General features: G+C 52.2%; 21 protein-coding genes and 1 other annotated feature. Of the genes, 11 read left to right on the top strand and 10 right to left on the bottom strand.

The genetic code is table 11. The features are described from left to right. Positions 1-11 precede the first annotated feature (11 nt). On the top strand, positions 12-896 hold the full coding sequence (locus HCR03_RS05315; RefSeq protein WP_187037001.1) for a CehA/McbA family metallohydrolase domain-containing protein: 885 nt from the start codon (positions 12-14) through the stop codon (positions 894-896). Here the strand turns inward: HCR03_RS05315 and HCR03_RS05310 are convergent. Beyond that, positions 890-1783 carry a metallophosphoesterase family protein gene (locus HCR03_RS05310; protein WP_228725111.1) on the bottom strand — a complete coding sequence of 298 codons (894 nt, stop codon included), beginning with the start codon at positions 1781-1783 and terminating at the stop codon, positions 890-892. The two genes, HCR03_RS05315 and HCR03_RS05310, sit on opposite strands and share 7 nt — an antisense overlap. Positions 1784-1902: 119 nt before the next feature. Between HCR03_RS05310 and HCR03_RS05305 the strand changes: the two genes are divergently transcribed. Continuing rightward, entirely contained in the window at positions 1903-2265 is a 363-nt protein-coding gene (locus HCR03_RS05305; RefSeq protein WP_187036996.1) for a VOC family protein, read from the top strand. A gap of 233 nt (positions 2266-2498) precedes the next feature. Here HCR03_RS05305 and HCR03_RS05300 read toward each other — a convergent pair whose 3' ends face one another. After that, positions 2499-3230, bottom strand: coding sequence for an NAD-dependent protein deacylase (locus tag HCR03_RS05300; RefSeq protein WP_187036994.1), 732 nt, complete (start codon positions 3228-3230; stop codon positions 2499-2501). A 147-nt stretch (positions 3231-3377) separates the two neighbouring features. After that, on the bottom strand, positions 3378-4391 hold the full coding sequence (locus tag HCR03_RS05295; protein WP_156990083.1) for a CAP domain-containing protein: 1014 nt from the start codon (positions 4389-4391) through the stop codon (positions 3378-3380). A 222-nt stretch (positions 4392-4613) separates the two neighbouring features. Between HCR03_RS05295 and HCR03_RS05290 the strand changes: the two genes are divergently transcribed. The 4 genes from HCR03_RS05290 to HCR03_RS05275 all read left to right on the top strand — a co-directional run bounded on the left by HCR03_RS05290 (position 4614) and on the right by HCR03_RS05275 (position 10002). Further along, the gene (locus HCR03_RS05290) at positions 4614-5267 is read left to right on the top strand and encodes a superoxide dismutase (RefSeq protein ID WP_187036992.1); all 654 of its coding nucleotides are present in this window, start codon (positions 4614-4616) and stop codon (positions 5265-5267) included. Between the two features lie 184 nt (positions 5268-5451). Beyond that, entirely contained in the window at positions 5452-7311 is a 1860-nt protein-coding gene (locus HCR03_RS05285) for a hypothetical protein (RefSeq protein ID WP_187036990.1), read from the top strand. 205 nt (positions 7312-7516) lie between these two features. Beyond that, positions 7517-8194, top strand: a complete 678-nt coding sequence (locus HCR03_RS05280; protein ID WP_187036988.1) for a hypothetical protein — start codon at positions 7517-7519, stop codon at positions 8192-8194. 551 nt (positions 8195-8745) lie between these two features. Next, positions 8746-10002, top strand: a complete 1257-nt coding sequence (locus HCR03_RS05275; protein ID WP_066647926.1) for an Nramp family divalent metal transporter — start codon at positions 8746-8748, stop codon at positions 10000-10002. An 83-nt stretch (positions 10003-10085) separates the two neighbouring features. Here the strand turns inward: HCR03_RS05275 and HCR03_RS05270 are convergent, their stop codons facing one another. The 3 genes from HCR03_RS05270 to HCR03_RS05260 form a co-directional block, all read right to left on the bottom strand. Beyond that, complete coding sequence (locus tag HCR03_RS05270) at positions 10086-11123, bottom strand: hypothetical protein (RefSeq protein ID WP_228725110.1); 1038 nt, start codon at positions 11121-11123, stop codon at positions 10086-10088. A 13-nt stretch (positions 11124-11136) separates the two neighbouring features. After that, positions 11137-12618 (bottom strand): MBOAT family O-acyltransferase, encoded by a 1482-nt coding sequence (locus HCR03_RS05265; RefSeq protein ID WP_187036986.1) that lies wholly within the window; start codon positions 12616-12618, stop codon positions 11137-11139. Positions 12619-12827: 209 nt separating this feature from the next. Further along, on the bottom strand, positions 12828-13805 hold the full coding sequence (locus HCR03_RS05260; protein ID WP_156990166.1) for a DMT family transporter: 978 nt from the start codon (positions 13803-13805) through the stop codon (positions 12828-12830). A 289-nt stretch (positions 13806-14094) separates the two neighbouring features. On the opposite strand from HCR03_RS05260, the gene HCR03_RS05255 reads away from it, so the two are divergent. From HCR03_RS05255 to HCR03_RS05245, 3 genes are all read left to right on the top strand, one after another. Next, positions 14095-14628 (top strand): flavodoxin domain-containing protein, encoded by a 534-nt coding sequence (locus HCR03_RS05255; RefSeq protein ID WP_187036985.1) that lies wholly within the window; start codon positions 14095-14097, stop codon positions 14626-14628. Further along, positions 14625-15458, top strand: a complete 834-nt coding sequence (locus HCR03_RS05250; RefSeq protein WP_066647917.1) for a Cof-type HAD-IIB family hydrolase — start codon at positions 14625-14627, stop codon at positions 15456-15458. Before HCR03_RS05255 ends, HCR03_RS05250 begins: the two co-directional genes overlap by 4 nt. A 63-nt stretch (positions 15459-15521) precedes the next feature. Next, on the top strand, positions 15522-17300 hold the full coding sequence (locus tag HCR03_RS05245; protein ID WP_187036983.1) for a DUF6020 family protein: 1779 nt from the start codon (positions 15522-15524) through the stop codon (positions 17298-17300). Between the two features lie 81 nt (positions 17301-17381). Here HCR03_RS05245 and HCR03_RS05240 read toward each other — a convergent pair whose 3' ends face one another. The 4 genes from HCR03_RS05240 to HCR03_RS05225 form a co-directional block, all read right to left on the bottom strand. Next, the gene (locus tag HCR03_RS05240) at positions 17382-17849 is read right to left on the bottom strand and encodes a DUF4358 domain-containing protein (protein ID WP_066647911.1); all 468 of its coding nucleotides are present in this window, start codon (positions 17847-17849) and stop codon (positions 17382-17384) included. A gap of 5 nt (positions 17850-17854) precedes the next feature. Then, on the bottom strand, positions 17855-18760 hold the full coding sequence (locus HCR03_RS05235; protein ID WP_156990163.1) for a GDSL-type esterase/lipase family protein: 906 nt from the start codon (positions 18758-18760) through the stop codon (positions 17855-17857). 171 nt (positions 18761-18931) lie between these two features. Continuing rightward, a complete protein-coding gene (locus HCR03_RS05230) occupies positions 18932-19405 on the bottom strand; it encodes a DUF1540 domain-containing protein (RefSeq protein ID WP_066647906.1) in 474 nt (157 codons plus the stop codon). A 53-nt stretch (positions 19406-19458) separates the two neighbouring features. Next, on the bottom strand, positions 19459-20094 hold the full coding sequence (locus tag HCR03_RS05225; protein ID WP_066647904.1) for a cytidylate kinase-like family protein: 636 nt from the start codon (positions 20092-20094) through the stop codon (positions 19459-19461). Between the two features lie 147 nt (positions 20095-20241). On the opposite strand from HCR03_RS05225, the gene HCR03_RS05220 reads away from it, so the two are divergent. Beyond that, on the top strand, positions 20242-20637 hold the full coding sequence (locus HCR03_RS05220) for an MmcQ/YjbR family DNA-binding protein (RefSeq protein ID WP_066647902.1): 396 nt from the start codon (positions 20242-20244) through the stop codon (positions 20635-20637). Positions 20638-20674: 37 nt separating this feature from the next. Continuing rightward, positions 20675-20924 (top strand) — a binding site (T-box leader). A 115-nt stretch (positions 20925-21039) separates the two neighbouring features. Further along, positions 21040-22083 (top strand): ABC transporter substrate-binding protein, encoded by a 1044-nt coding sequence (locus tag HCR03_RS05215; RefSeq protein WP_066647899.1) that lies wholly within the window; start codon positions 21040-21042, stop codon positions 22081-22083. The last annotated feature ends 24 nt before the right edge of the window (positions 22084-22107 follow it).

Genomic DNA, 22107 nt, shown 5'->3' with positions numbered 1-22107 from the left:
GAGGATGAGCAATGAAAGAAGCATTTCGTACGGACGGCAACTGGTACAAAGGAAATTTACATATGCATACGCTTCGTTCCGACGGGCACCTTTCTCCGGAGCAGGCTGTTAGCCGCTATCAAAAAGCCGGGTATGATTTTGCCGCCCTGACGGACCACTGGATTCAGAACGAGTGTAAAACGACCGAACGCTTTCTGCTTTTGAGCGGGTGCGAATGGGATACGGGGGATATGGTAAACACGCCGGTGTTTCATATTGTCGGAGTGGGGATGGACTCAAAAGTTTCTTTGGAACGGTCGCTTCCTCCGCAGAAAATCATTGACGCGATCAATGCGGCGAACGGAATCGCGATTCTTGCGCACCCCGCATGGTCGGTCACCAATCCCGCGGACTGTCTTGGCCTGACCGGCCTTGGCGGAGTGGAAATCTACAATTCCGTCTCCGGCCTGCCATGGAACGGCGAACGCGCGGACTCCGGCGTTTATATCGACATCTGGGCTTCCATGGGGAAGTTCTTTCCCTGTATGGCCGCGGACGACAGCCATTTTTATCAGGGAGAAGAAACCCGTTCCTACATCATGGTGAACGCGCGGGAGCTTACGCCGGATTCCATTAAAAGCTCCATCAGAAACGGAGACTTCTATGCCAGCCAGGGTCCGGAGTTCCATTCCGTGAGATTCAGCGGCGACGCGGTGCGCGTCGAATCCTCCTGTGTGGATACAATCATCTTTAACAGCAATACCGTTTGGTGTCAGGACAGGGTCTTTACCGGGGGCGTAACCGGCGCGACCTACCGGATGAAACCCACCGACAAATACGTGCGCGTCATACTGATCGATTCACAGGGCAGAAAGGCCTGGTGTTCCCCGATTCCGGTCAACGGAGAACCTTATTGACCCTGAATTTTTCTCGGCGCGGCGATCAATTCCCGGTCGACAAAAACGGACCCGTCGTCTTTGGTCTTTAACCCCCATTTCATCAGCGAAATTTCAGAGTGAACGATTTCGATGCAGGTAATGCAGTCCGGATGGATACAGCTGCCCGTGTTAAAGTAGGGAACCTCGTCTTCATCCGGACAGGTCGGCCTGTGAGTGTGGCCCGCAATCACAATCTGGTGACGGTCGGCGGCCCAGCCGATGATCTTCCTCTCCACTTTCTTTTTCTTGTCGTAGTTTTTCGCGGCGCTGGTCGGGTCCTTGAAGCCGAAGAATTCGAGACGTCTCCAAACGTATCGGGAAAGAAATCTCCCGACCCGCCAGAAGATGTCGCTGACGATGTCGCCCTGATGACCGTGGACCAGAAACAGCTTTACCTGGTTGTCGGTGTCCTTTAAAATCAGGCCCTCGTGAATTTCAGCATTTTCAAAAAGGCCTTCAAAGGTGTCCGTGTTCGTGTTGTAGTATCGGTCCAGATTGTTTTTGCGAAAGGCAGGATACCTTTTCACAATGTCGTGGTTGCCGTAAATCATGTAGTACCGGTTTTCGGAGTAGAACTGATGCAGCAGTTCGAAGATATCCGCGTAGATCGTACAGATGCCGGAAAAATGCCGGTTTTTCCACAATTCGTCGCTGTCCCCAAGATCAATATAGGTAAAACCGTTCCGGTAATAATATTTGATCGCGCAGTAGTAAAGGCTCTGGTTGTGGCTGAAGTCGTCAACCCAGCTTCCGTCGCCGCGATGGCAGTCGCTGATCAGAACGATTTTTGAAGTCCGGTCAAACGGCAGCTCCGCCGCTTTTTGATATACTTCCGTCAATCGGCGATAAGTTGAAAAAGATGACATTCCCATTTCCTTATATGAAATATTTTAAATTGATTGATTCCTTTCTTTTTATGGTATCCTAATTTCAGAAAAATTTGCGCGCACCCCTGCGAAACTTACAGAATCAGGAGGAAACAGAAATGGCTTTTTGCTGGACTTCACTGCATGTAAAGGATTTAGAGGAATCTTTGGAATTTTATCGGGAGATCGTCGGACTTCGGGAAAACAGGAGATTTGAGGCCGGGCCGGATACCGAGATTGCCTTTTTGGGAGAGGGAGAAACAAAGGTCGAATTGATCTGCAGCCGGGAGAATCGTGAGATCGACATGGGAGCGGATATTTCTCTGGGGTTTACGGTTCCGTCCGTTGATGAAATGATGAATTTTGTGAAAAGCAAAGGAATCAAGATTCAAAGCGGACCGTTTCAGCCGAATCCTCATACCAGATTTTTCTTTGCCCTTGACCCGAACGGCCTGAAAATTCAGTTTGTGGAGAATTTGTAGAAGTTTTTTGATTTTCAGGTTGTATCGGAATAAAGGGGCTGTTGCAAAGGCGATAGCAAAATTGCACGGCGGAATAGCCCTCAAAGCAAGAAAATGCGTCTTGACACGGCTGACAAAGCCCGATCAAGGCGCATTTTTCGTGCATTATTTTTTATTAAAGCTGTTTTGCAACAGTCCCTTTTATTTTGTCCCGAAGCCGTCGGCGGCGGAACCGCCGCCGATTTGCCGGGCGTCTATTCCTTTTCAGGAATCCGAATTTTCTCCAGAATTTCCCCAATGCTTCCTTTCAGAGTGAGATCGGCTTTCGCATCCATCGGGGTGGTCGTTTTGTTGATCAGCACCAGACGATTGCCGCTGTAGTAGTCGATCAGTCCTGCGGCAGGGTAGACCGAGAGCGACGTTCCGCCGACGATGAGCATATCCGCGTTTTGAATGGCTTTTACCGCGCCGTAAATCGTGTCCTGGTTCAGCCCTTCCTCATACAGAACAACATCGGGCTTGATAACGCCGCCGCATTCGCAGATCGGGATCTCCGTGCTTTGCCGGATGAATTCCGCATCGTACCGTTTGTGGCACCGCTGACAGTAATTGCGGTGAACGGAACCGTGAAGCTCATAAACCGTTTTGCTCCCGGCTTTTTGGTGCAGTCCGTCGATATTCTGCGTTACCACGGCGGAAAGCCGCCCCGCCTGTTCCAGCTGCGCCAGCTTTTTGTGCGCCGGATTCGGCTCCGCTTCCAGATAGAGCATTTTATTCCGGTAGAAATCAAAAAACTCCTTTGTATGGGACCGGTAGAAACTGTGGCTCAGCATGACTTCTGGCGGATACGAGTAGTGCTGATTGTATAATCCGTCGACACTTCGAAAATCGGGAATGCCGCTTTCCGTGGAAACACCCGCGCCGCCGAAAAAAACAATGCGGCGGCTTTCGTCAATCATCCGCTGAAACTTTTCCGTGTCTGTCATAAACCGTCCCTCCCCATAATTGCCCGCGCTTTTCTTTTATCTTAGCCTCAAATCAGGAAAAAAGCAAGAATCCGCGGCAAGAAAAAAGCGTTAATGTATGGCAAAGCCCCCGACCACCGCCGGGGGCTGAAAGCTTGACAAATTAGATCAGCCGATAAACTGCTGGGTCCAGTAATATTGGCCGTTTGAGTTCTGGGCGACTCCGATGCCGATCTTTGTAAAGGAAGAATTCAGAATGTTGGCTCTGTGGCCTTCGGAATTCATCCAGCCGTTCATGACCTGCGTCGGGGAGGTCTGTCCCATGGCGATATTTTCACCCGCGGTACGGTAGCTGATTCCAAACTGTTTCATCATATCGAACGGAGAACCGTAGGTGGGAGAGGTGTGGTCAAAATAGCCGAGCTTTGCCATATCCTGTGACTTCAGCGTGGCGGTCTTGTTCAGCGCGCTGTCCATGGAAAGCGCGTTCAGGCCGCGGCTGGTGCGTTCCTTGTTCACAAGCTGCAGTACCTGATTCTGAAAATCCGCGTATGTTCCGGTTGCGGTGCTTCCCGAAGACGCGGCGGTACCGGAAGAACTGCTCTTGGAAGGAGCGGACGTTGCCGGCTTGGAGGAGACGCTTCCGGACGGGGTCTGACTGCAGCTTTTGCCGGTGAGACGGCTGATCACGTCGTTCAGATAGTTGCTGTAGTTACTGTTTGTACCCGTCTGGCCGCAGTTGTAGTTCTGCGTGCAATACTGGTAAGTACCCGGGGCGCAGGAATTCTGTACGCAACTGCTTTGTGTGGACGCGCAGGCGGAGTTTGTGCTGCAATCAGTGCTCTGGCTGCAGGTGCTGCCGGAAGCTGCCGAGCTTTTCTGGGATGAAGCCGCGGAAGAAGCCTTCAAAGAAGGATCCGCTTTGGCTGCCGTGCTGTTCTCGGAAGTCGGGCAGGAAGAATTCTGTGTGGAAACGACAATGCCGCCCGACTGAACAGCAGAAGATTCCTGAGAGGAGGACGTTTCAGCAGAAGCTGCTTCGCTCTGCGGGGATACCGCTGTCACCGCTGAACTGGCGGCCGGTGCTGATTGATCGGATGTTTGCGCGGCATTTTTTGCATAAAGGCCGGCTGTACCGCTGACGATCAGGCTTAAAAGCAGAGCTAATAATCTACCTTTCATAAACTACTCCTTTGAAAACAAATTTAAAAATGTTACAAATGTGTAATTAAGGCGGCCAAGTATTACAAATTTGTAACTTTTCTTGTTCCTATCGTAACACTCACCTGAGAAAAAGACAATCCCTCAAATTCTTCCAGTGTTTCAAAGAAACGCTTTTCCTGCGACTATCCGCATGAAAAATTGAATATAAATTTACAAGAACAGTAAGAAAGGGCGATTGCCATGAACAGCCATTATCCGTTTGAATTGCCTCCGCTCCCCTATTCGTACAATGCACTGGAGCCATATCTGGACCCCGAAACTCTGAAATTTCACCATGACAAACATTTCAAAGCATATGTAGACAATCTGAATCAGGCGCTTGAAAAATTGCCGGCTTATCAGAACTGGACCCTTGAGCGGCTGATCCGCGAAAATTACCGTCTGCCGTTTCAAGTGCAGACGGCGGTATGGAACAATGCGGGCGGCGTTTACAACCACAACCTGTACTTTAATCTGATGGAACACCCGGGCAATCAGGAACCAGAGGGGAAGCTTCACTCCGCCATCCTGTCGGCGTTCGGTTCGATGGACAAATTCTATCAAAAACTCAAAACATGCGCACAGAGCCAGTTCGGTTCCGGCTACGGATGGCTGGTGGCGGACTGCCGGGGCCGGCTGAAAGTTTTAAATACCCTGAATCAGGATACCCCGCTGCCCCGTGGATTCTGCCCGGTGCTGCTGGTTGATGTGTGGGAGCACGCGTATTATTTGCAATACCAGAACCGAAGGGGCGAGTATCTGGACGCATTTATGCGTTTGATTAATTGGGCGGCTGCGGAAGAAAATTATCTGGGCTGTTTCGCGCGGCCGATGCAGCGCCCGGGCAGAAAGTAATTGCTCGCTCATGGTTTTGAAACAAAAATAGGGAAAAAACCGCAAAAATTCGGCAAAATATTCCACCTTTTCTTCCATCTTCCTTGAAATCATTTCCTGCTCACGGTATAATTTAAAAAACGGGTACAAATGGAACTTAAATTTCCAGAATACAATGGACCCGAAATCATCAGGGGGGAAGACTATGAAGAAATGGACCGCCGCTCTTTTGCCGTTGTTATTATTGCTTTTGTCTTCGCCGCCCGCTTTCGCGGCGACGTCATCGGCGGCAGTCATTAATATGCACGGTGCAAAGACATATCTGGGCCTCGCTTCCGCTTGGGGCAAAACATGGGACGAGGACAATTTCGAAGATGTGACAGGGGAAGATGTTACCTATGACGGAAGCCTTACGGTGAAAAGCGGCGAAGTAGCCAACATCACCGTAAGCGGAAGCAGCTCGAAACTGACGGTTCAGGGCGGCGTGATGGATTCTGTCTCCTGCGACGGCTCGGCTGAAATTAAGGACGGGGATATGAAATCTGTTGACGCGGGCGGAGACTTGAAGATTTCCGGGGGAAACATCCGCCATGACGTGCGCTGCGACGAAGAGGCGTCCCTGAGCAGCACCGTAAAGATCGGCGGCAGCCTGGAGGCAAACGAGATCACTGTTTCCTCCGGGGCCAAAGTAAACGTCACCGGGACGATGACGGCCGAGAGCAATATTAACCTGAACAACTGCACTTTGAAAACCAGAGGATTCGACGGCGACGATACGGCGACCCTGAGCATCAACCAATATACGGCAACGCTGCCGCCGCTGGAGAACATGAAGGAAATCGTCGTGAAAAACAAGACCAATGCGACGGCGGATGAAAAAATCGAAGCGGGGGAGCTTTATATTACGGACGGCGCGGAGTTTTCGACCAGCTCTTCGCTGGAACTGGATCAGCTGACGGGGCCGGGCACCCTGTATTTCCATTCGGGAAAGCTGACCGTGCACGATTCCATCGAGGGCAAACCGCTGCTGATCTTCAGCGACCATGTCGGCAAGGGGGATACGGCGTTTTACGCGGACAGCGACTCCGTCTCCGACGACGACGTGCGCCTTTATGACTACGGCGTCGAAGCGAAGGACGACAGCGGCCCCGAGGACAGGTTCGTGCTGACCAATGCGGTTTCGGACGGAATTACGCTGAGCAACCAGAGCCTCTCGATAAATCCCGGGGAATCCGCGACCGTAAAGGCCCATGTGAAGCCGGACTTTTCCAAGTTTGCGACCGGCACCAAACTGGTATGGGAACTGTATGGAGATACCTCCGCGTTTTCCAAATCGGTAGATTCCGGCGGGCTGTCCTGTAAAGTATCGGTTTCTTCTTCGGTCAAAGGAATGTATAAAGGAACGCTGATCGCCTACCTGGTGGACTCGCATGGAACCCGCCTCAATGATTACAAGTCGGACTCCTGCGTCCTTTCAACCGGGTACTCCGACGATCCCGGCGACGGCGATTCCGGGAACGGCACGCTGGACACTTCCACGGTTTCCATTCTGACGGGGGACCGGTATTGGGTGCTCGCACGGACATCCTCATCCGCCGCTCCGCACGCCATGTCTTACAACTCCGCCGTCGCAACCGTCGGCGAAGGGAAAGCGGTAAAGGACAGCAGCGGAAATCCGGCCTGGATTTACCCGATTACCGGAACGGGCAAAGGCCAGGTAACGATTGAGATTGACGGACAGAAGGTGATCGCCAGGGTTTCCTCCGGAATCACGATCGATACGTCGTCTTATACCATGGCGCCCGGCGGGAGCTATGTCATCGGTGTGACCACAAAAGGGGTGGAAGCAAATTCAATCTGGGCGTCTTCCGATCAGTCCAGCGTTTCGGTCCAGTACGTTGGAAAAAGCGGAAGCATGTTTCTTTACCGAATTTCCGGCCGGAGCGCCGGAAACGCGACCGTTACCTTTTCCATTACGGGGGGCGAAAGCGTGGGCACCGCCGTCTCGGTGAAAAACGGCGCGAGGGCCGGCGGCGTCAGTGCCAGACTCGTTGCGTTGGCATAAGGTTGCGAAAACAAAAAACTCCTGCTGATTTCGGTCACGCAGGAGTTTTTTTTGCTGGAATAGCCTGAATCGTACTCACGCTCCGATTTCATAAAAACACGGCCGCCATTTTCATGAAACTCTTATGGCCTGTTCATCCTGCTTTCATAAACGAATTCTATAGTAGCAGAGCAGGAAAAATTTACCTAAAAAAGGAGCTGGCCCTATGACAAAGTTAAATAAGATTCAAATGGGAACGCTGATGCTGGCGTCTCTCTGCCTAGTTGGTGCAAGCGCTTGTTCATCGGCACAGTCGGCAGATTCTTCAGCATCCGCTGCTTCATCCTCACAATCGGATCATGCCGCTTCGGAGTCGTCTGCGGCAGCAGATCAGAACGTGGTTTTCGGTAAAGTGACCGCGGTGGACGGAAACAAGATTACGATTGCGGTTGGAACACTGAATACAGACGGGCATAGCAAAGACCGGACGCCGGGGACAACGCAAGACGGAAGCCGGTCGGATACCGATCATTCCGGGAAACCGCAGAGCGGCGGCAAAGATCGGCCTGCAAATCAAAGCGGAGATCAGGCGAATGCAGCTTCCAAGGCACCCTCCGGAGGAGGAAACGGCTCCAGACCGGAAGACGGAGGCAATAGAGATATGCTGACTTTGACGGGAGAAACCAAAACCATTACGATTTCGGATGAGAGTATTTTGTCGGCGCAGCAGATGATGGGAGGGCCGGCCTCTTCCGGCGAGACCGTATCGAAGCAGACTGAATCGGGTGAAGAATCGGCGTCGCTGTCCGACATTCAGGACGGTACCGTATTAAAAGTAACCTATCAGTCCGATGGAGAAACCCTGTCCTCCGTGGTGATTCTTGGAGGCAAAAAAGCGAACTGACGGAAAGTCTTGCGCCGGAGCCTGTTCCGCGGTAAAATAAACAAGAGGTGATTGCATTGTCAAAGGGACTCAGTATATCCGGGCTTGTAATCGGAATTGTGGTTACCATTTGCGGAATCGGGACAATCGTTCTGAGCTCGGTCGGTTTGAACAAGAGTCATTGAACACGACAGATCTTCGGCCTCGTCTTTTGAAAGACGGGGCCGTATCCCGTGTGGACGAAACACCGGCTGCACCGATGAGAGCAAAAGAGCCAAGGGAAAAAGGGCAGCTTCCATAAATGGGAGAAGCTTTGGGCAGGAAGGGGGGGCGGCCTTCTCCCGCCTCTGTTTCCTTTTCGCGCATGGGACCGTTTTTGTTTTTGCCTGTGTGAAGGGGCGGGGATGAATCTGTGCCTGCGATAAAAGAAATTCTTTGCCTTTTGAAAGGCAAAGAGAGCATGCTGCTCCTTTGGCGCCGCGGAAGTACCGGCCGACATGTCGGCGGGAATCTATTCGGCGCCCTTGTGAAAAAAAATAAAACGGTGTATCATAGGGCAAAGGAGGTAGGTCATGGAACTGTTTTCCAAATGTTTTTCCGGAATTCACCGCCCAAAGCTGACCGCAATCGATTTTATCCGGTATATCGGGCCGGGAATGCTTGTTACGGTCGGCTTTATCGATCCCGGAAACTGGGCGTCCAATATCGCGGCGGGGTCGGGGTACGGATACGCCCTGCTATGGATGGTTACGCTGTCGACCCTAATGCTGATTCTGTTGCAGCACAATGCCGCGCACCTCGGCATTGTAACCGGAAAATGCCTGTCGGAAGCCGCGACGGAATATCTTCCGCCGAAGCTGAAAAACGTGATTCTGATCAGCGCGATGGGCGCCGCGGTTTCTACGGCAATGGCCGAACTGTTGGGCGGGGCGATCGCGCTTCAAATGCTGTTCGGACTGCCGGTAAAATTAGGGACCGTTTTGGTCCTCTTGCTTGTCCTTTGGCTTCAGTTTACGAATTCCTATCGGAAAATTGAAAAAATCATTATCGGGTTTGTTTCTCTGATCGGCTTTGCCTTTATCTACGAATTACATATGGTGCAAATCGATTGGGGCGCGGCCGGGGCAGGTTGGGTTACCCCGGCCTTTCCGAAGGGAGCTCTGCCGGTCATTATGAGCGTACTGGGTGCGGTCGTAATGCCGCACAACCTGTTTCTTCATTCTGAGATTATCCAAAGCCGCCAGTGGAACCTGCAGGACGAAACCGTCATTCGCAGGCAGCTGAAATATGAATTCGGCGACACGCTGTTTTCCATGCTGATCGGCTGGGCGATCAACAGCGCGATGATCCTGACAGCGGCCGCGGCCTTTTTTCAGAACTCAAAGAAGGTGGACGAGCTAGGTCAGGCGCAGGAAATGCTTCGTCCTCTTCTGGGGGATGCTGCCTCCATCGTATTCGCTCTGGCTCTTTTGTTTGCCGGAATTTCTTCCAGCATTACGGCGGGCATGGCGGGAGGAAGCATTTTCGCCGGGATGTTTTCGGAGCCGTACGATATTTCGGACAGCCATTCCAAAACCGGAGTGCTGCTGACCATGGTTCCCGCAGCCGCTGTGGTGTTCCTGATTTCCTCCCCGTTTCAGGGGCTGATTTATTCCCAGATGCTTTTGAGCGTGCAGCTTCCGATTACGATTTTTACGCAGATTTACCTGACTTCATCCAAACGGGTGATGGGGAAATACGCGAATTCTCTTTTGGACCGTATCCTGCTCTGGATCACCGGAGGAATCGTGACGGCTTTAAATCTGGCTCTTCTGATCAGTGCATTCTAGCCGGGCAATATCATACGGAAGGCATATTGCAAAATAATATAGCAGCTTGTATCTGAAATGGATCGATACAAGCTGCTTTTTTATTACCCTGCCGTACCGTTTTCGACGGAGGCCGCAAGGGAGTGACTGTAATCCTCATTCCACCGCTTCGCCAATTCCGTGTTGCTCCTGCGGTCGGGCAGGGTGTAATTCCGGTTGAGATAATTCCCAAAATAGGAACTGGTTTTGTACGCACCCCAGACGTTGAGGTGGCCGGCGTTGTTCATGTCCTGCGCGAAATCAAGTCCGATTTCGTCCATCCGGTCGTCAAGATCCAGAAAAGGAACGTTTTCCTGCTGGCAAAGGTCCGCAACGGTGTTGAACATCGCTTCACAATCGTTGACCCAGCCGTCGGACTGGTTGGACTCCGTATAATCGCAGGGCATATTGACGAAGACCAGCTGAAATCCCCTTTCTTTTGACAGCTCTACAAATTTATAGAAATAGGAAAGAGTCTTTGCGGGAATATCGGCTTTTTTGTCCGTCGCCGCATAGGAAGTATCCGCTTTTCCATATCTCTGCGTGCCGGCGTCGAATCCTTTTAAGTAATAGATGGAAGAGCTGTCATAGGTAAAATCTTCCGCGGTCAGGGAAGACCATCGAAAATGATATTTCAGCGCAGGAAGAAGAAAGTTGATCCACTCTTCCGGCGGCGTACAGTTTTGAATCGCTTCCAGCTTGTTTTTGGAAAAACGCATGTTATCCACCGCATTGCTGACAAAACCGGTCGCACCGTAGGGGGTCGTCATGCCGAGATAGTAAAGGTCGACGACAACGACGGACGGCGTATGCTTTTTCAGAACCTCCTGCAGCAGGTAATAGGTAACGTCGATCGGCTGGCCTCCGGTGGCGTAATTAAAGCTTGTAATTCCGTACTGTTTCCATAGAACGTTTGGATCGATGCCGCCGTTCATGTGGCTCGACCCCATGAAAACGACGTCGTAGGGGTCGTCCGAATGATAAAGACCTTCAAGCAATTTGCCGCGATGGTCAATCTTGTAAATGAACACACTGGAGATGGAGGAGAGGATCAGCGTCAAAACGGTCAGAAACAGGATTCCTTTACCAATCAGCTTTTTCAAAATCGGTCCCTTTCTAAAATTGGAAATAAATAAACTGCTGCGCTGTGTACTGGGATCCGTAAATTCCAAGAATCAGAATAACCAGAACAGCAGAAAAATAAGCGGTCCAGCGGACGGCAGGCCTTTTTTCAAGCAGGAGGGCGCGCAGGTCGGTTTTCCGGCTCAGTACATCCACGGCCAGAACGACGGCAATCCCAAGAATTCCGGCGAAAAATTCGGGCGCCGTCAGTCCGAGACGGAAGAGGGCGCCGCCCGAGAGGTCTGCGGGGCGAAACAGGCTGCCGATCAGCGTAAAAGCGTCCTGTACCGTTCCGGCGCGGAAAAAGATCCAGGCGAAATCCACAAGGACGAAGGTAAAGGAAGCCCGCAGAAAACGATTCAGGCGGGAATCCGGGTCGATGTTCAAGGCTGCAGCGGCTTTCCGGCGGGCCGGTTTCAGCAGCAGGCCGAAAATCTGGTATAATCCGTGCAGGGTTCCCCAAATGACAAAGGTGAAGGACGCGCCGTGCCAAAGGCCGCAGACGGCAAAAACGAGAAAAAGATTCAGGCATTGTTTGAAGAGAGAACACCGGTTCCCGCCCAGAGGGATGTAGAGGTAGTCCCGGAACCAGGCCCCGAGCGTGATATGCCATCTTCGCCAGAACTCCTTAATGGACAGAGAAAAATACGGTCGGCTGAAGTTTGTCGTCAGAGAAAAGCCCAGAACCTGTGCGGCGCCGATCGCAATGTTGGAGTATCCCCCGAAATCGCAGTAAATCTGGAACGCGAAGAAAATGCTCGCGACGGCGACCTCCGCGCCGGAATATTTGCCGGGACTGCCGTAAACCGTATTAACCAGCTGTCCCAGTCGGTCGGCAACGACCATTTTTTGAAAATACCCCCACAGCATCAGGAGAAACCCACGCCGGGCACGGTCATAATCAAACCGGTGAATCTCGCTGAACTGGTGCAGAAGGTCTTTGGATTTTTCGATCGGACCGGCGACAAGCTGGGGAAAAAATGAAACGAACAGGGCGTATTTTCCGAAATGCCGTTCCGGCCTCAGGTCGCCCCGGTAGACGTCCACTGTGTAGCTGAGCGCCTGAAAGGTATAAAAAGATATGCCGACCGGCAGCAGCAGATCGAATTTCATCGCTCCCGCGGACATTCCCATGGATGATATGACATCGGTATAAATTTCATCAAAAAAATTCAAATATTTAAAAACAACCAGAATTCCGAGGTTCAGGACAAAGCTTACGGCAACCCACAATTTTTTCCTCTTCGCGGCTTGTGCAGCGTCCGGCAGGGCGCCGGCTTTTTCGATCAGAAGTCCGCTGAAATAGGTAATAACGGTGGAAACGGCCAGAAGGATGCCATACTGGGGGCTCCAGCTCATGTAAAAAAAATAACTTGCAATCAAAAGCCAGAACCAGCGGAGCTTTTGAGGAAGGGAAAAATAGACAATGGTAACAACAGGGAAGAACAGCAGAAAAGAGCCTGATATAAACGACAAGAAGGAGGCCTCCTAAAACCGGTGCTTCCGTTTTACCGGAGCATATCCTTTATTGAACTATTTAACCATGTAATTATAAATCAAATGTTATGAAATTTCGTCTTTCTTCGAATTTAACATGAAAATTCCGTGAGAAATTTACAGCCGCATGAAAATCGGACCTGAAAAAAGCCGTCCCCAAGAAGGGACAGCCTTGCGGAGGAATGCTGTCAATCCTCATCTTCCTTGGGTGCGGGCGGCAGCCCCGTCGCAGCCGCTTGCCTTCCGAACGAAGGCTCCGGCAGGAAGGTGATAAACGATCCGATGACGATCAGCGCGATTCCAACGGCCATTGACGGCGTAATTGCTTCCCCAAGGATTACGAGGGAAAGCAGGGGGGCCAGCACGGGTTTGCAGAAAAAGACCAGGGCCGCTTTCGCCGCGCCGGCGGTTTCAATCGCGAGAAAATAAAAGGCGAAACCGCAGCCGGTCACAAATACGCCGACATAAACAAGGGCGGGAAGAGCGCCCAGACTGATACCGGAAAAAATCGGAACATCCGCGAACTGTGCCAGACCCGCGCCGCGCAGCAGAGCGGCGACAGGACGAAGATGCGAAAGAAAAATCAAGATCAGCATTTCGGCGCACCCGAACAGAAAGCTGAAGCAGGTCATTGCCACTCCGCCGTAACGGCCGCTCCGGGTGCGGCCGACCGCATTGTAAAGGGCAAAGGTCACGGCGGCGGCCAGAGAAAGAACGGTTCCCGCCGCGCTGCCCGCGAAAAGGAACGGATTGATCATGACCGCCATCCCGAACAGGCTCAGAACGATCGAAACCGCTGTGTTAAACCGTATTTTTTCACCCAGCATGAAAAACGCGAACAGAACCAGAAAAACGGAATTGCAGCTGAACAGGACGGCGACGGTGGAGGCCGGCGAATACAGAACAGCCATCTGGTACAGAATCATGCTGACGTTTACACAGATCAGCCCGGTCAGCGCGAAAAATGCAAGATCGCCCAAACGCGGACAAAAATTCTTTCGCCGAAGTTGTTTTACTGCCGGCGGCATCAGAATCAGGGAACCGATCAGGAAACGCAGAAACGTAAGCTGAATGGCGTTAAAGCTTCCGGCGCTCAGTTTTAAGGCGATTTCCATGGTGCTGAAAAGAAATGTTGCAAAGACGATGTAAACAGGACCTTTTTTCAATGATCAGACCTCGCATTTCAAAACTACTGCATAACAGTATAGCACGGTATGCAAGGCCTGTAAACTTATGTTGTTCGGGAATGCTCCTTGACAGCGTCCTTTTCAGGCGATACAATCAAAATAAAAAGACCGGGCGGGCTTTCGGCCCGCCCTAACAGGAAAAATATCCACGCATGAAGCGTGTTTTGAAAATCAAAATGATATTTTCTCTGCCGTCACTAGCGTATCCAGTCTTGCACTGAATTATCATTGCCAATTTTATGAATATTTAATTTAAGGCGTGATTAGAATGAAAACGTTAATCGCATATTCCAGCACGCACGGGTCTGCTGCCGAGTGCGCCCGTTTTCTTGCTGGAATTCTGGGGGACACCGATGTCGTCGACCTGAAAAAGGGCGATGCGAATCCGGCCGACTTTGATGCCGTGATTCTGGGCAGCTCCGTCTACGGCGGGCAAATCCAAAAGGAAGTAAAGGATTTTTGCAAAAAATACCTTGGCATTCTCCTGCAAAAGCCCATTGGCATTTACCTGACCTGCCTTACGGAGGAGCGGGACGAAGTCCGGCGGTTCCTTGAAAACGGATTTCCATCTGAAATTGTTGGGCGGCTGACCGCTTTTTGCACGCCGGGCGGCGCCATTTACTTTACCAAAATGAATTTTTTGGAACGAAACGCATCAAAAATATTGTTAAACGGTATTTCGAATTCAAAAGGCGCGGGAAAAATCACCGACGGGAAAACGGATTATGTGACTCTTTCCAAAGAGAAGCTGGAGGCGTTTGCCCGAAGGATGGCGGGAAATCAGGAAAGGAATCCTTCATGAATTTTCAGTTGATCGCCCTCGATATGGACGGCACGGTTCTAAAAAACGATAAAACCGTATCGAAACGAACCATGGAAGCGTTGGGAAAGGCGGCGGCCCTCGGGATTCAAATCGTACCCGCGACGGGGCGGGTTGCCAAGACGGTGCCGGAAGAGATGCTGCGTCTGCCGGGCGTGCGCTACCTGCTGACCTCCAACGGAGCAAGTGTAGTTGATTTGACGGACCGGTCCGTGCTGTACTCCCATCCCATGACGATGGAAGCCTCCCTGCGGATCGTCCGCTTTTTTGTGTCCCGCGGTTATTTTATGGAAGCATACTGCGGCGGCGTTTCCTATGCGAACGAAGGAGAACTGCCGCCTTTGCGCAAGGCTGGATTGCCGGAGGAGTTTTTTCGCTATATCGACGCTTCCCAGACTTTTGTCAGCGACCTTGCGGGTTTTTTGGAGCGGAACGGAATCCCTCTGGAAAAGGTCAATCTTCCCTATGTCCCCGCCTTGGAGCGGGGCCGTCTGCGCCGCGAAATTCTGGCAATGGGGCCGTATTCCGTCACCTCCTCCGGGACGATCAATCTTGAGATCAATGACCGCTCGGCAAGCAAAGGCGACGGCCTGCGGCACCTCTGTGAAACCCTGGGGGTCGACCGAAAGCGTGTCGCGGCGTTCGGGGACGGCGACAACGACAGGAGCATGCTGGAGTTTGCGGGACTGGGCGTTGCGATGGGGAACGCGGAGCCGGATCTTTTCCGGGACGCCGATTATGTAACCGGCACAAACGAAGAAGACGGCGTGGCGTCGGCCGTTGAGAAATTCATTTTGTCGGAAGAGAGTTAATTTTTTCTAGGCGGGGAATCCTGTAACGGATGAGTATGGTCCGAATACGGAAGGGGAAAAAGAATGCGCCGGCTTGACCGATTGAAAAGTCAAATCTGGTTTTGCGCCGCGGCGGGAGGCGTTCTGACTTCTCTGGCCTTCGGCGTGTTCAACATCTGGTACCGGCATTGGCTGCCGTGGATGCTCGCCGCGGCGGGAGCCGCCGCGTGTATCCGATCTACCGCGGGTTACGGGAACCGCAGGACGCAGCTTCTTTCCGGAGTTTTCGGGGCGGCGATGTCGGCCATGTTTTTGGTCGGGCAGCGGATTACCGTTCAGCCGCCTTCTTTCGCCGGGGTCGGGAGGGAGGACGTTCTGCCGTTTGCAGGCCTTGCGCTCCTGCTTTGGGCGGCGACTCTTGCCCTGTTCCGCCTGTCGGAGCGACATCCGTTTCCAAAGTCCCGCCGCGCGCTGCCCGAAAGCCCGCGCAGCCGTTTTTTTTCCTGGGCGCTGTGGTCTTCAATTTTTGCCGCGTGCTGGCTTCCGTATTTTCTGACTTATTATCCCGGACTGATGACGGGAGACTCCTTTGCCTGCCTGGTTCGGGCCGCGGGGCGGGCGCCGGTAAACAACCAGCAGCCGGTTGTTTACCAGCTTTTCCTGAGAATGTTTTATTTGGCGGGAAATTTGCTTGGCAGCATGAATCGAGGCGTTGCGCTCTATTCTTTCACGCAGCTTCTGCTGATGGCGTCCGTGTTGGGCTATGCGCTGTACTGGTGCCGCATGCGCGGATGTCCGCTGCCGTATCTTTGGGGAACCGCGCTTTTCTTTGCCTTAAACCCCATTTACGGAAAATATGCGGTTACTATGTGGAAAGACGTCCTCTTCGGCGGCGCGATGCTTTTGCTGACGCTTTTCCTTGCCGATACGGCGGCAGCCCGGGGCGCGAATTTGCGGTCGATCGGCGGAACCGCGCATCTGGCGCTGACTTCATTTGCCGTTGCGTTCCTTCGGAATAACGGCGTCTATGTGCTGGCGTTTTCATTTTTGTGGCTGGCCTTTTTTTGCCGGGTTCACATCAAAAAAATTGCGCCCGTTCTGCTCGTTATCCTTACCGCCGTTATGGTGATTCAGGGCCCGGTTTACCGGCTGGCCGGAATTCCGAAAAACCGTTTTGACGAATCCGTCGGCGTTCCGCTTCAGCAAATGGCGCGCGTTGCCGCAAAGGACGGGAAAATGTCGGAAGAGGACAGGAACTTTCTGAATCGGGTGATGCCGATCAAAACGATTAAGGAATCCTATGATCCGTTTACCGTGGACCGGATTAAGTTCAATCATAAATTTGACTATACTTATCTGGCGCGGAATAAACCGGAGTTTCTGAAAGTCTGGGCGGATTTGTTTGTGAAGAACCCCAAGGAATGCCTGATTGCCCACATGATGCTTACCCTTGGGTATTGGCATATCGGGACCGGAAACTGGGTTACCGCAGCCGGCGTGGCTTCGTGGGGGGACGATACCTACGGAGTGGTTCCCTATAATCTGTTTGGAACGTTGACCGGAATCAATTCGAAACCCTATCTCGAAAAATGGTCCGCGTTCCTGGAGCATTTTGTGCCGACGGGAATGAGCAATAATATCGGTGTGGCCGTTTGGATGACGGCGTTTCTGGCAATTTACGCGCTGTTGAAACGGAGGTACGACCGATTGCTTCCGATGACGCCCGTCATTGGATTGTGGCTGACCACTATGCTGGCGGCTCCGACCTACTGCGAATTCCGCTATGTTTTTTCGTTGTTTCTGTGCGCGCCTTTCCTTTTATTCCAGATATATCGCGAGGGGAGAAGCGAATCGACGCCCTGAATTCCAGGCATGGCTGGTTCGGACTTGCCACAAAAAGCGCCGAGGGAATTTGTCCCTCGGCGTTACGGTTGATCTTATGATTTATTTGAGCGAATTATGATAAATCTGTTCCAGGTCTTCGAACTGAGGGGATACGATCAATGCCGCGAAATTACCGTCGCGTTCCACTTTGCATTTTTCCAGCATCGCGTATTCCTCAGGCAGATAATCCTTCATTTCGATTTCCTTCTGATGATAGCGGTCGCTCAGCTTTTCCTCAATCTTTCCGGCAGCGCTGTCGTCAGAAGCTTCAAAAAGCAGGATTTCATCGCCTTTGGTTCCGGTGGAGTCCACATAGGCCGCAAATTGTTTAACGTCCTTGGGGTCGACGCCGTAATTCGGCATAAGGTCTTCGGAAGAAAGGTCCATCATCTGAGTATTTGTAATTTTTTGCTTCATGTTTTCCATTACCTTGGTCAGGTCCGCTTCTTTTGGGGCTGCTTTGGAGCATCCGGTCCAAAGAAACAGGGCCGCGGCAAGCGTCAGGAGGAAAAGAAAAGTCCGTTTCATGCGGTTCAACCTCCGGTATGTGTCAGAATATAATGAATCCAGACGTCGCAGGCCGCATCCGTGAAATGCAGCCCAAGATCATCCGGGTCGCTGCAGTAATTCCGTTTCAACGATCCGGTATCGTCCCTCATCCCGGAGGCGACGTCCAGAAAATACCATCCATCCTTTTCACAGATCTCGGAAACCAGTTTGTTGTAACGTTCTAGGTTCGGATTATTCAGCGTTTTTTTCTGCTTGTCCGCAAGCATCGGTGTCGCGGACTGAATATAGATTTTTACGCCGGGGATTTTATCACAGAATCGTTTCGTCAGCGTTTCAAGATTTTCAGCCGCGCCCTCCACACCATAGGGAGCCACGTCGTTGATGCCGAGCATCAGATAGACTTTATCCGCTCCCATTTTTGCGGCGCTGTCTTCCAACAGTGCTTTTTCGCCGTTATAATAGGGATGGATGGAATCTTTGCCGAGCGGCTGCAGAGCGTTTCCGCTGCCCATGCTGCCCGCGGTGAGAAAAGCGGCGGTGCCGAAAAATCCCGGGTCTGATTTTCTCTTTTTCAAAACATAGTTTTTCAACTTCAGCGTGACGGAGTCTCCGACAAAAACCGCATGATCCAGAAAGGACGGGCTTGCCTCCGCGCTTTCCGCTACACTTTTCAAAACCGGTGGGATATAAGTTACAGAAGAAGCCGTCCGGCTTAAAACCGCGGAGGAGCCGCTTGAAGATCCTTCGGCGGAATTCGTGCCGGTCAGCGAGGGAGCGCTTTCTGAGGAAACGAGACCGGAACTTTCCTGATGAACAGCCGTCGAAGACGGCGAGGCGGAGACGACCGGCGCCATGGTCTGTTTACTCCCGCACCCGGACAGCAATACTGCGCCTATTAGGACGGAAACGGCCAAATGTCGTAACTTCATCCTTTTTTCCCTCCCGGATTAATCTGCAATCAAGTATACCATACACAGGATTCCAGTTTCAACCATTGTATCATAATCGTAACTAATTCATGGATGATAATAATTGCGGGAATGCCGGAACTAAGACCAAAAAAAGAAGCATGGCTGTGAGCCATGCTTCCGAATCCGTGATTAATATGTCGGATTGTTCGTTGATCCGAACCCTTTGGTTTCTTCACTTGATTCGTGCAATGCGGCAGAATATGCGCCGTAGCCTTTTCCCTGAGAATTCTGACCGCCAGAACCGACCGAATTTCGGCTCCCGCCGTCGCCGTCGCTCCGGTTTTCAAAGGTTGCGCATTCCGTTTTGACCTGACCGTTGTTAACCTTGGTCGTCCGGATATCGATGTGATCGGCGGAACAGGCCCGGTCCTCGTTATAAACGCATTTTGTCACTTCACAATGAATGTCCAGTGACGGATTCGGGGATTGATGATCGACCGCGTTTTTCGGGACCCCTCTGTTTTCTTCGGTGTCTATAAAATTTGCACAGTAGGTTTGGGTGCTCACGCTTGCGCGCGGGCCGCCCACCATAATATCGGGGCGGCAGCAGAACTTGCTTTTGTTATTTCCACAGCTTGTAACATCACAATGTAAATTCGTCATATTGCGGCACCTCAATCTTTAATTTTTATCTATTGTGTGCCGGACGACGCGGATTATTCCTGCCCAGTCTGATTTTCATGCAATTCGACGGCCCGCGCAATCAGTTGTTCCGTGCCTGAAATTCCGATGGAAGAAGTATCAACGCACAGATGATAATTTTCGGCGTCCCCCCATTTCTCGTCCGTGTAAAAGTGATAATAGCCGGAGCGCTGCTTATCCTGCTTTGCGACCCAGCCCGCCGCGCTTTCAGGCTGCACGCCGTACTCCGTTACGGCGCGCTCTTTCCGGAACGTAAGGTCGGCGCGCAGAAATACGCTGAACACGTTTTTCTTTCCCCGCAGAATATCGTCGGCGCAGCGGCCCACAATAACGCACGGCCCCGCTTCCGCCGCCTCTCGAATCAGTTTCGCCTGAAGCTGAAACAAACGGTCGTTGATCGGCAGGCGGCCGGATGCGATGGCGTTTTCCGCATAGGGATAGTTGTTTCCCATGATCATTGCATACAGAAGGTTGCTTCCGGCTTTTTCATCCGCCTGTTCCAGAATTTCACGGCTCCATCCGCTTCGCTTCGCGGCCGTCGCGATCAGCTCCCTGTCATAAAAAGGGACCGAAAAACGCTGCGCCAGCTTTTGTCCGATCTCCCGGCCTCCGCTGCCGTACTGTCTCGCGATGGTAATTACGGTTTTCATGCTGATTTCCCTCCAGTTCCGCTTCATTTGGATCTGCTTTCATTATATCATGAAACAAGAGGAATGAGGCTTTTTTTTCCATGGATGTCTTCGCTTGACTTGCCTGCGAAATCAGATTATATTAAAATGAAAAGGAGCTTGACTGCAATGAGGGAGAAGAACAGGACGGGAAAAAACGATGTCCCGGCACGAAGGGAACTTGTCGATTATTGCCTCCGCTTTCCCGGCGCTTACGAAGACTACCCGTTTGACGAAGATCCGTCTTCGCCGGACGCCTGGACCGTCATGCGGCACAGGGAAAACCGGAAAAGCTTCGCGCTGATTTTTGAGCGCGGCGGGTTTCTCAACATCAACCTGAAATGCGGCCCTGCCGAGGCCGATTTTCTGCGCGGAGTTTACCGGAGCGTGAGCCCGGCGTATCACATGAACAAGGAACACTGGATCGGCGTCCGGCTGGACGGCGGCGTTCCGGAGGCGGAGCTGTTCGCCTGGGTGGAACGGAGCTTCCGGCTCACGCTTGCGCAAAAGAAAAGAAAGTCTTGACAAAAAATCCGGCCCGGCATATACTAAATATCAACATAAAAAACCGGCGAGTAAGAGTAGTAGTCCGGGGTTGCATTTTCTTCAGAGAGCCGCAGGCGGTGAGATTGCGGCGGGGATGTTCCGGACGAATGGACTTATGAGGGCGGGACGAAAGGCTTTTTTGCCGAGTAGTGTCCGACGGGATCTTCACCCGTTACCAAGGAAGCGTGCATGGTGGTGCATGGAATGAGCGGGCGATTTTCGCCAACGTGGGTGGTACCGCAGGAGTTTAGGCTCTTGTCCCTGTAATTGCAGGGGCAAGGGCTTTTTTTGCGTGCTGCCGAAGCCGGACGGCGGCGGCGGAATCCGGGTTTCATTCCGTGTTCTTTTGGGAAGAATATTATTTTCGGGAGGGTATCTCACATGAAAAACTTTGGTACAAAAATCGGCGCGGCGGCTCTCGCCGTTCTTGTCTCCGGCGCGCTCGGCGCCTGTTCGGCCTCCGGCTCCGCTTCTTCCGCGGCGCCGGCTTCTTCCGCCGGGTCGTCCGGTTCTTCGGCAAAAGCGTCGAAATCGATCGGCATCATCGAATACGCCGTGAATCCGTCGCTTGACAACTGCCATACGGGCTTTATGAAGGGATTGGAGGAGTCCGGCTACAGGGAGGGCGAAAATCTGACCGTCGATTTTCAAAATTCACAGGCGGATCCCAACAATGCCAAGACCATCGCAAAGGCAATGGTGGCGAAAAAGTATGACATGGTGATGGGCATCGCGACTCCGGCGGCGATGGCTTTGTACGGCGCGGCGAAGTCGGCGGATATTCCGACCGTTTTTACTTCCGTCAACGACCCGGTCGCCTCCGGAATCGTAAAGTCTTTGGAAAAACCCGGCGTCAACTGCACCGGATCTTCCGACGTTCTGCCGCTGGAGGATCAGATCAAAATGATCCGCGCGTTTCTGCCGAACGCGAAGAAAATCGGCGTGCTGCACACGACCAGCGAACCGAATTCCACGGCCTGCCTGAAAAAATTCCAGAGCATCGCACCGAAATACGGCTTTGAAGTGGTTGAAATCGGCGTAACGGGCTCCTCCGACGTAGAGCCGGCGGTCAAGACGCTGATTTCCAAAGGAGTCGACTGCATCAACAATTTTACGGACAACAACGTCGTCAACCATCTGCCCGGTTTGCTTCAGGCCGCAAACGAAGCAAAAATCCCGATTTTCGGTTCAGAATTGGAGCAGGTGAAGGATGGCTGCCTTGCTTCCGTCAGCATTGATTTCGTTGCCCTAGGGGAAGAAACCGGCAAGATGGCCGCAAAGATATTGGACGGCACGGCGAACCCGGCGACGACTCCGGTCTACACGGTGGATTTCGGCAAACCGGTATATAACGATAAAGTGATGAGGCAGCTGGGAATTTCTCTTCCCAAGGACTATTCAAACGCGGAAAACGTTGCGCAGTAAAAACAATCGGGAGGCTGATGGCAT

The sequence above is a fragment of the Caproicibacter fermentans genome, assembly GCF_014303955.1.
Classification (GTDB): domain Bacteria; phylum Bacillota; class Clostridia; order Oscillospirales; family Acutalibacteraceae; genus Caproicibacter; species Caproicibacter fermentans.
Note: the sequence above shows the minus strand (reverse complement) of the source record. Positions and strands in the feature narration are given on the sequence as shown.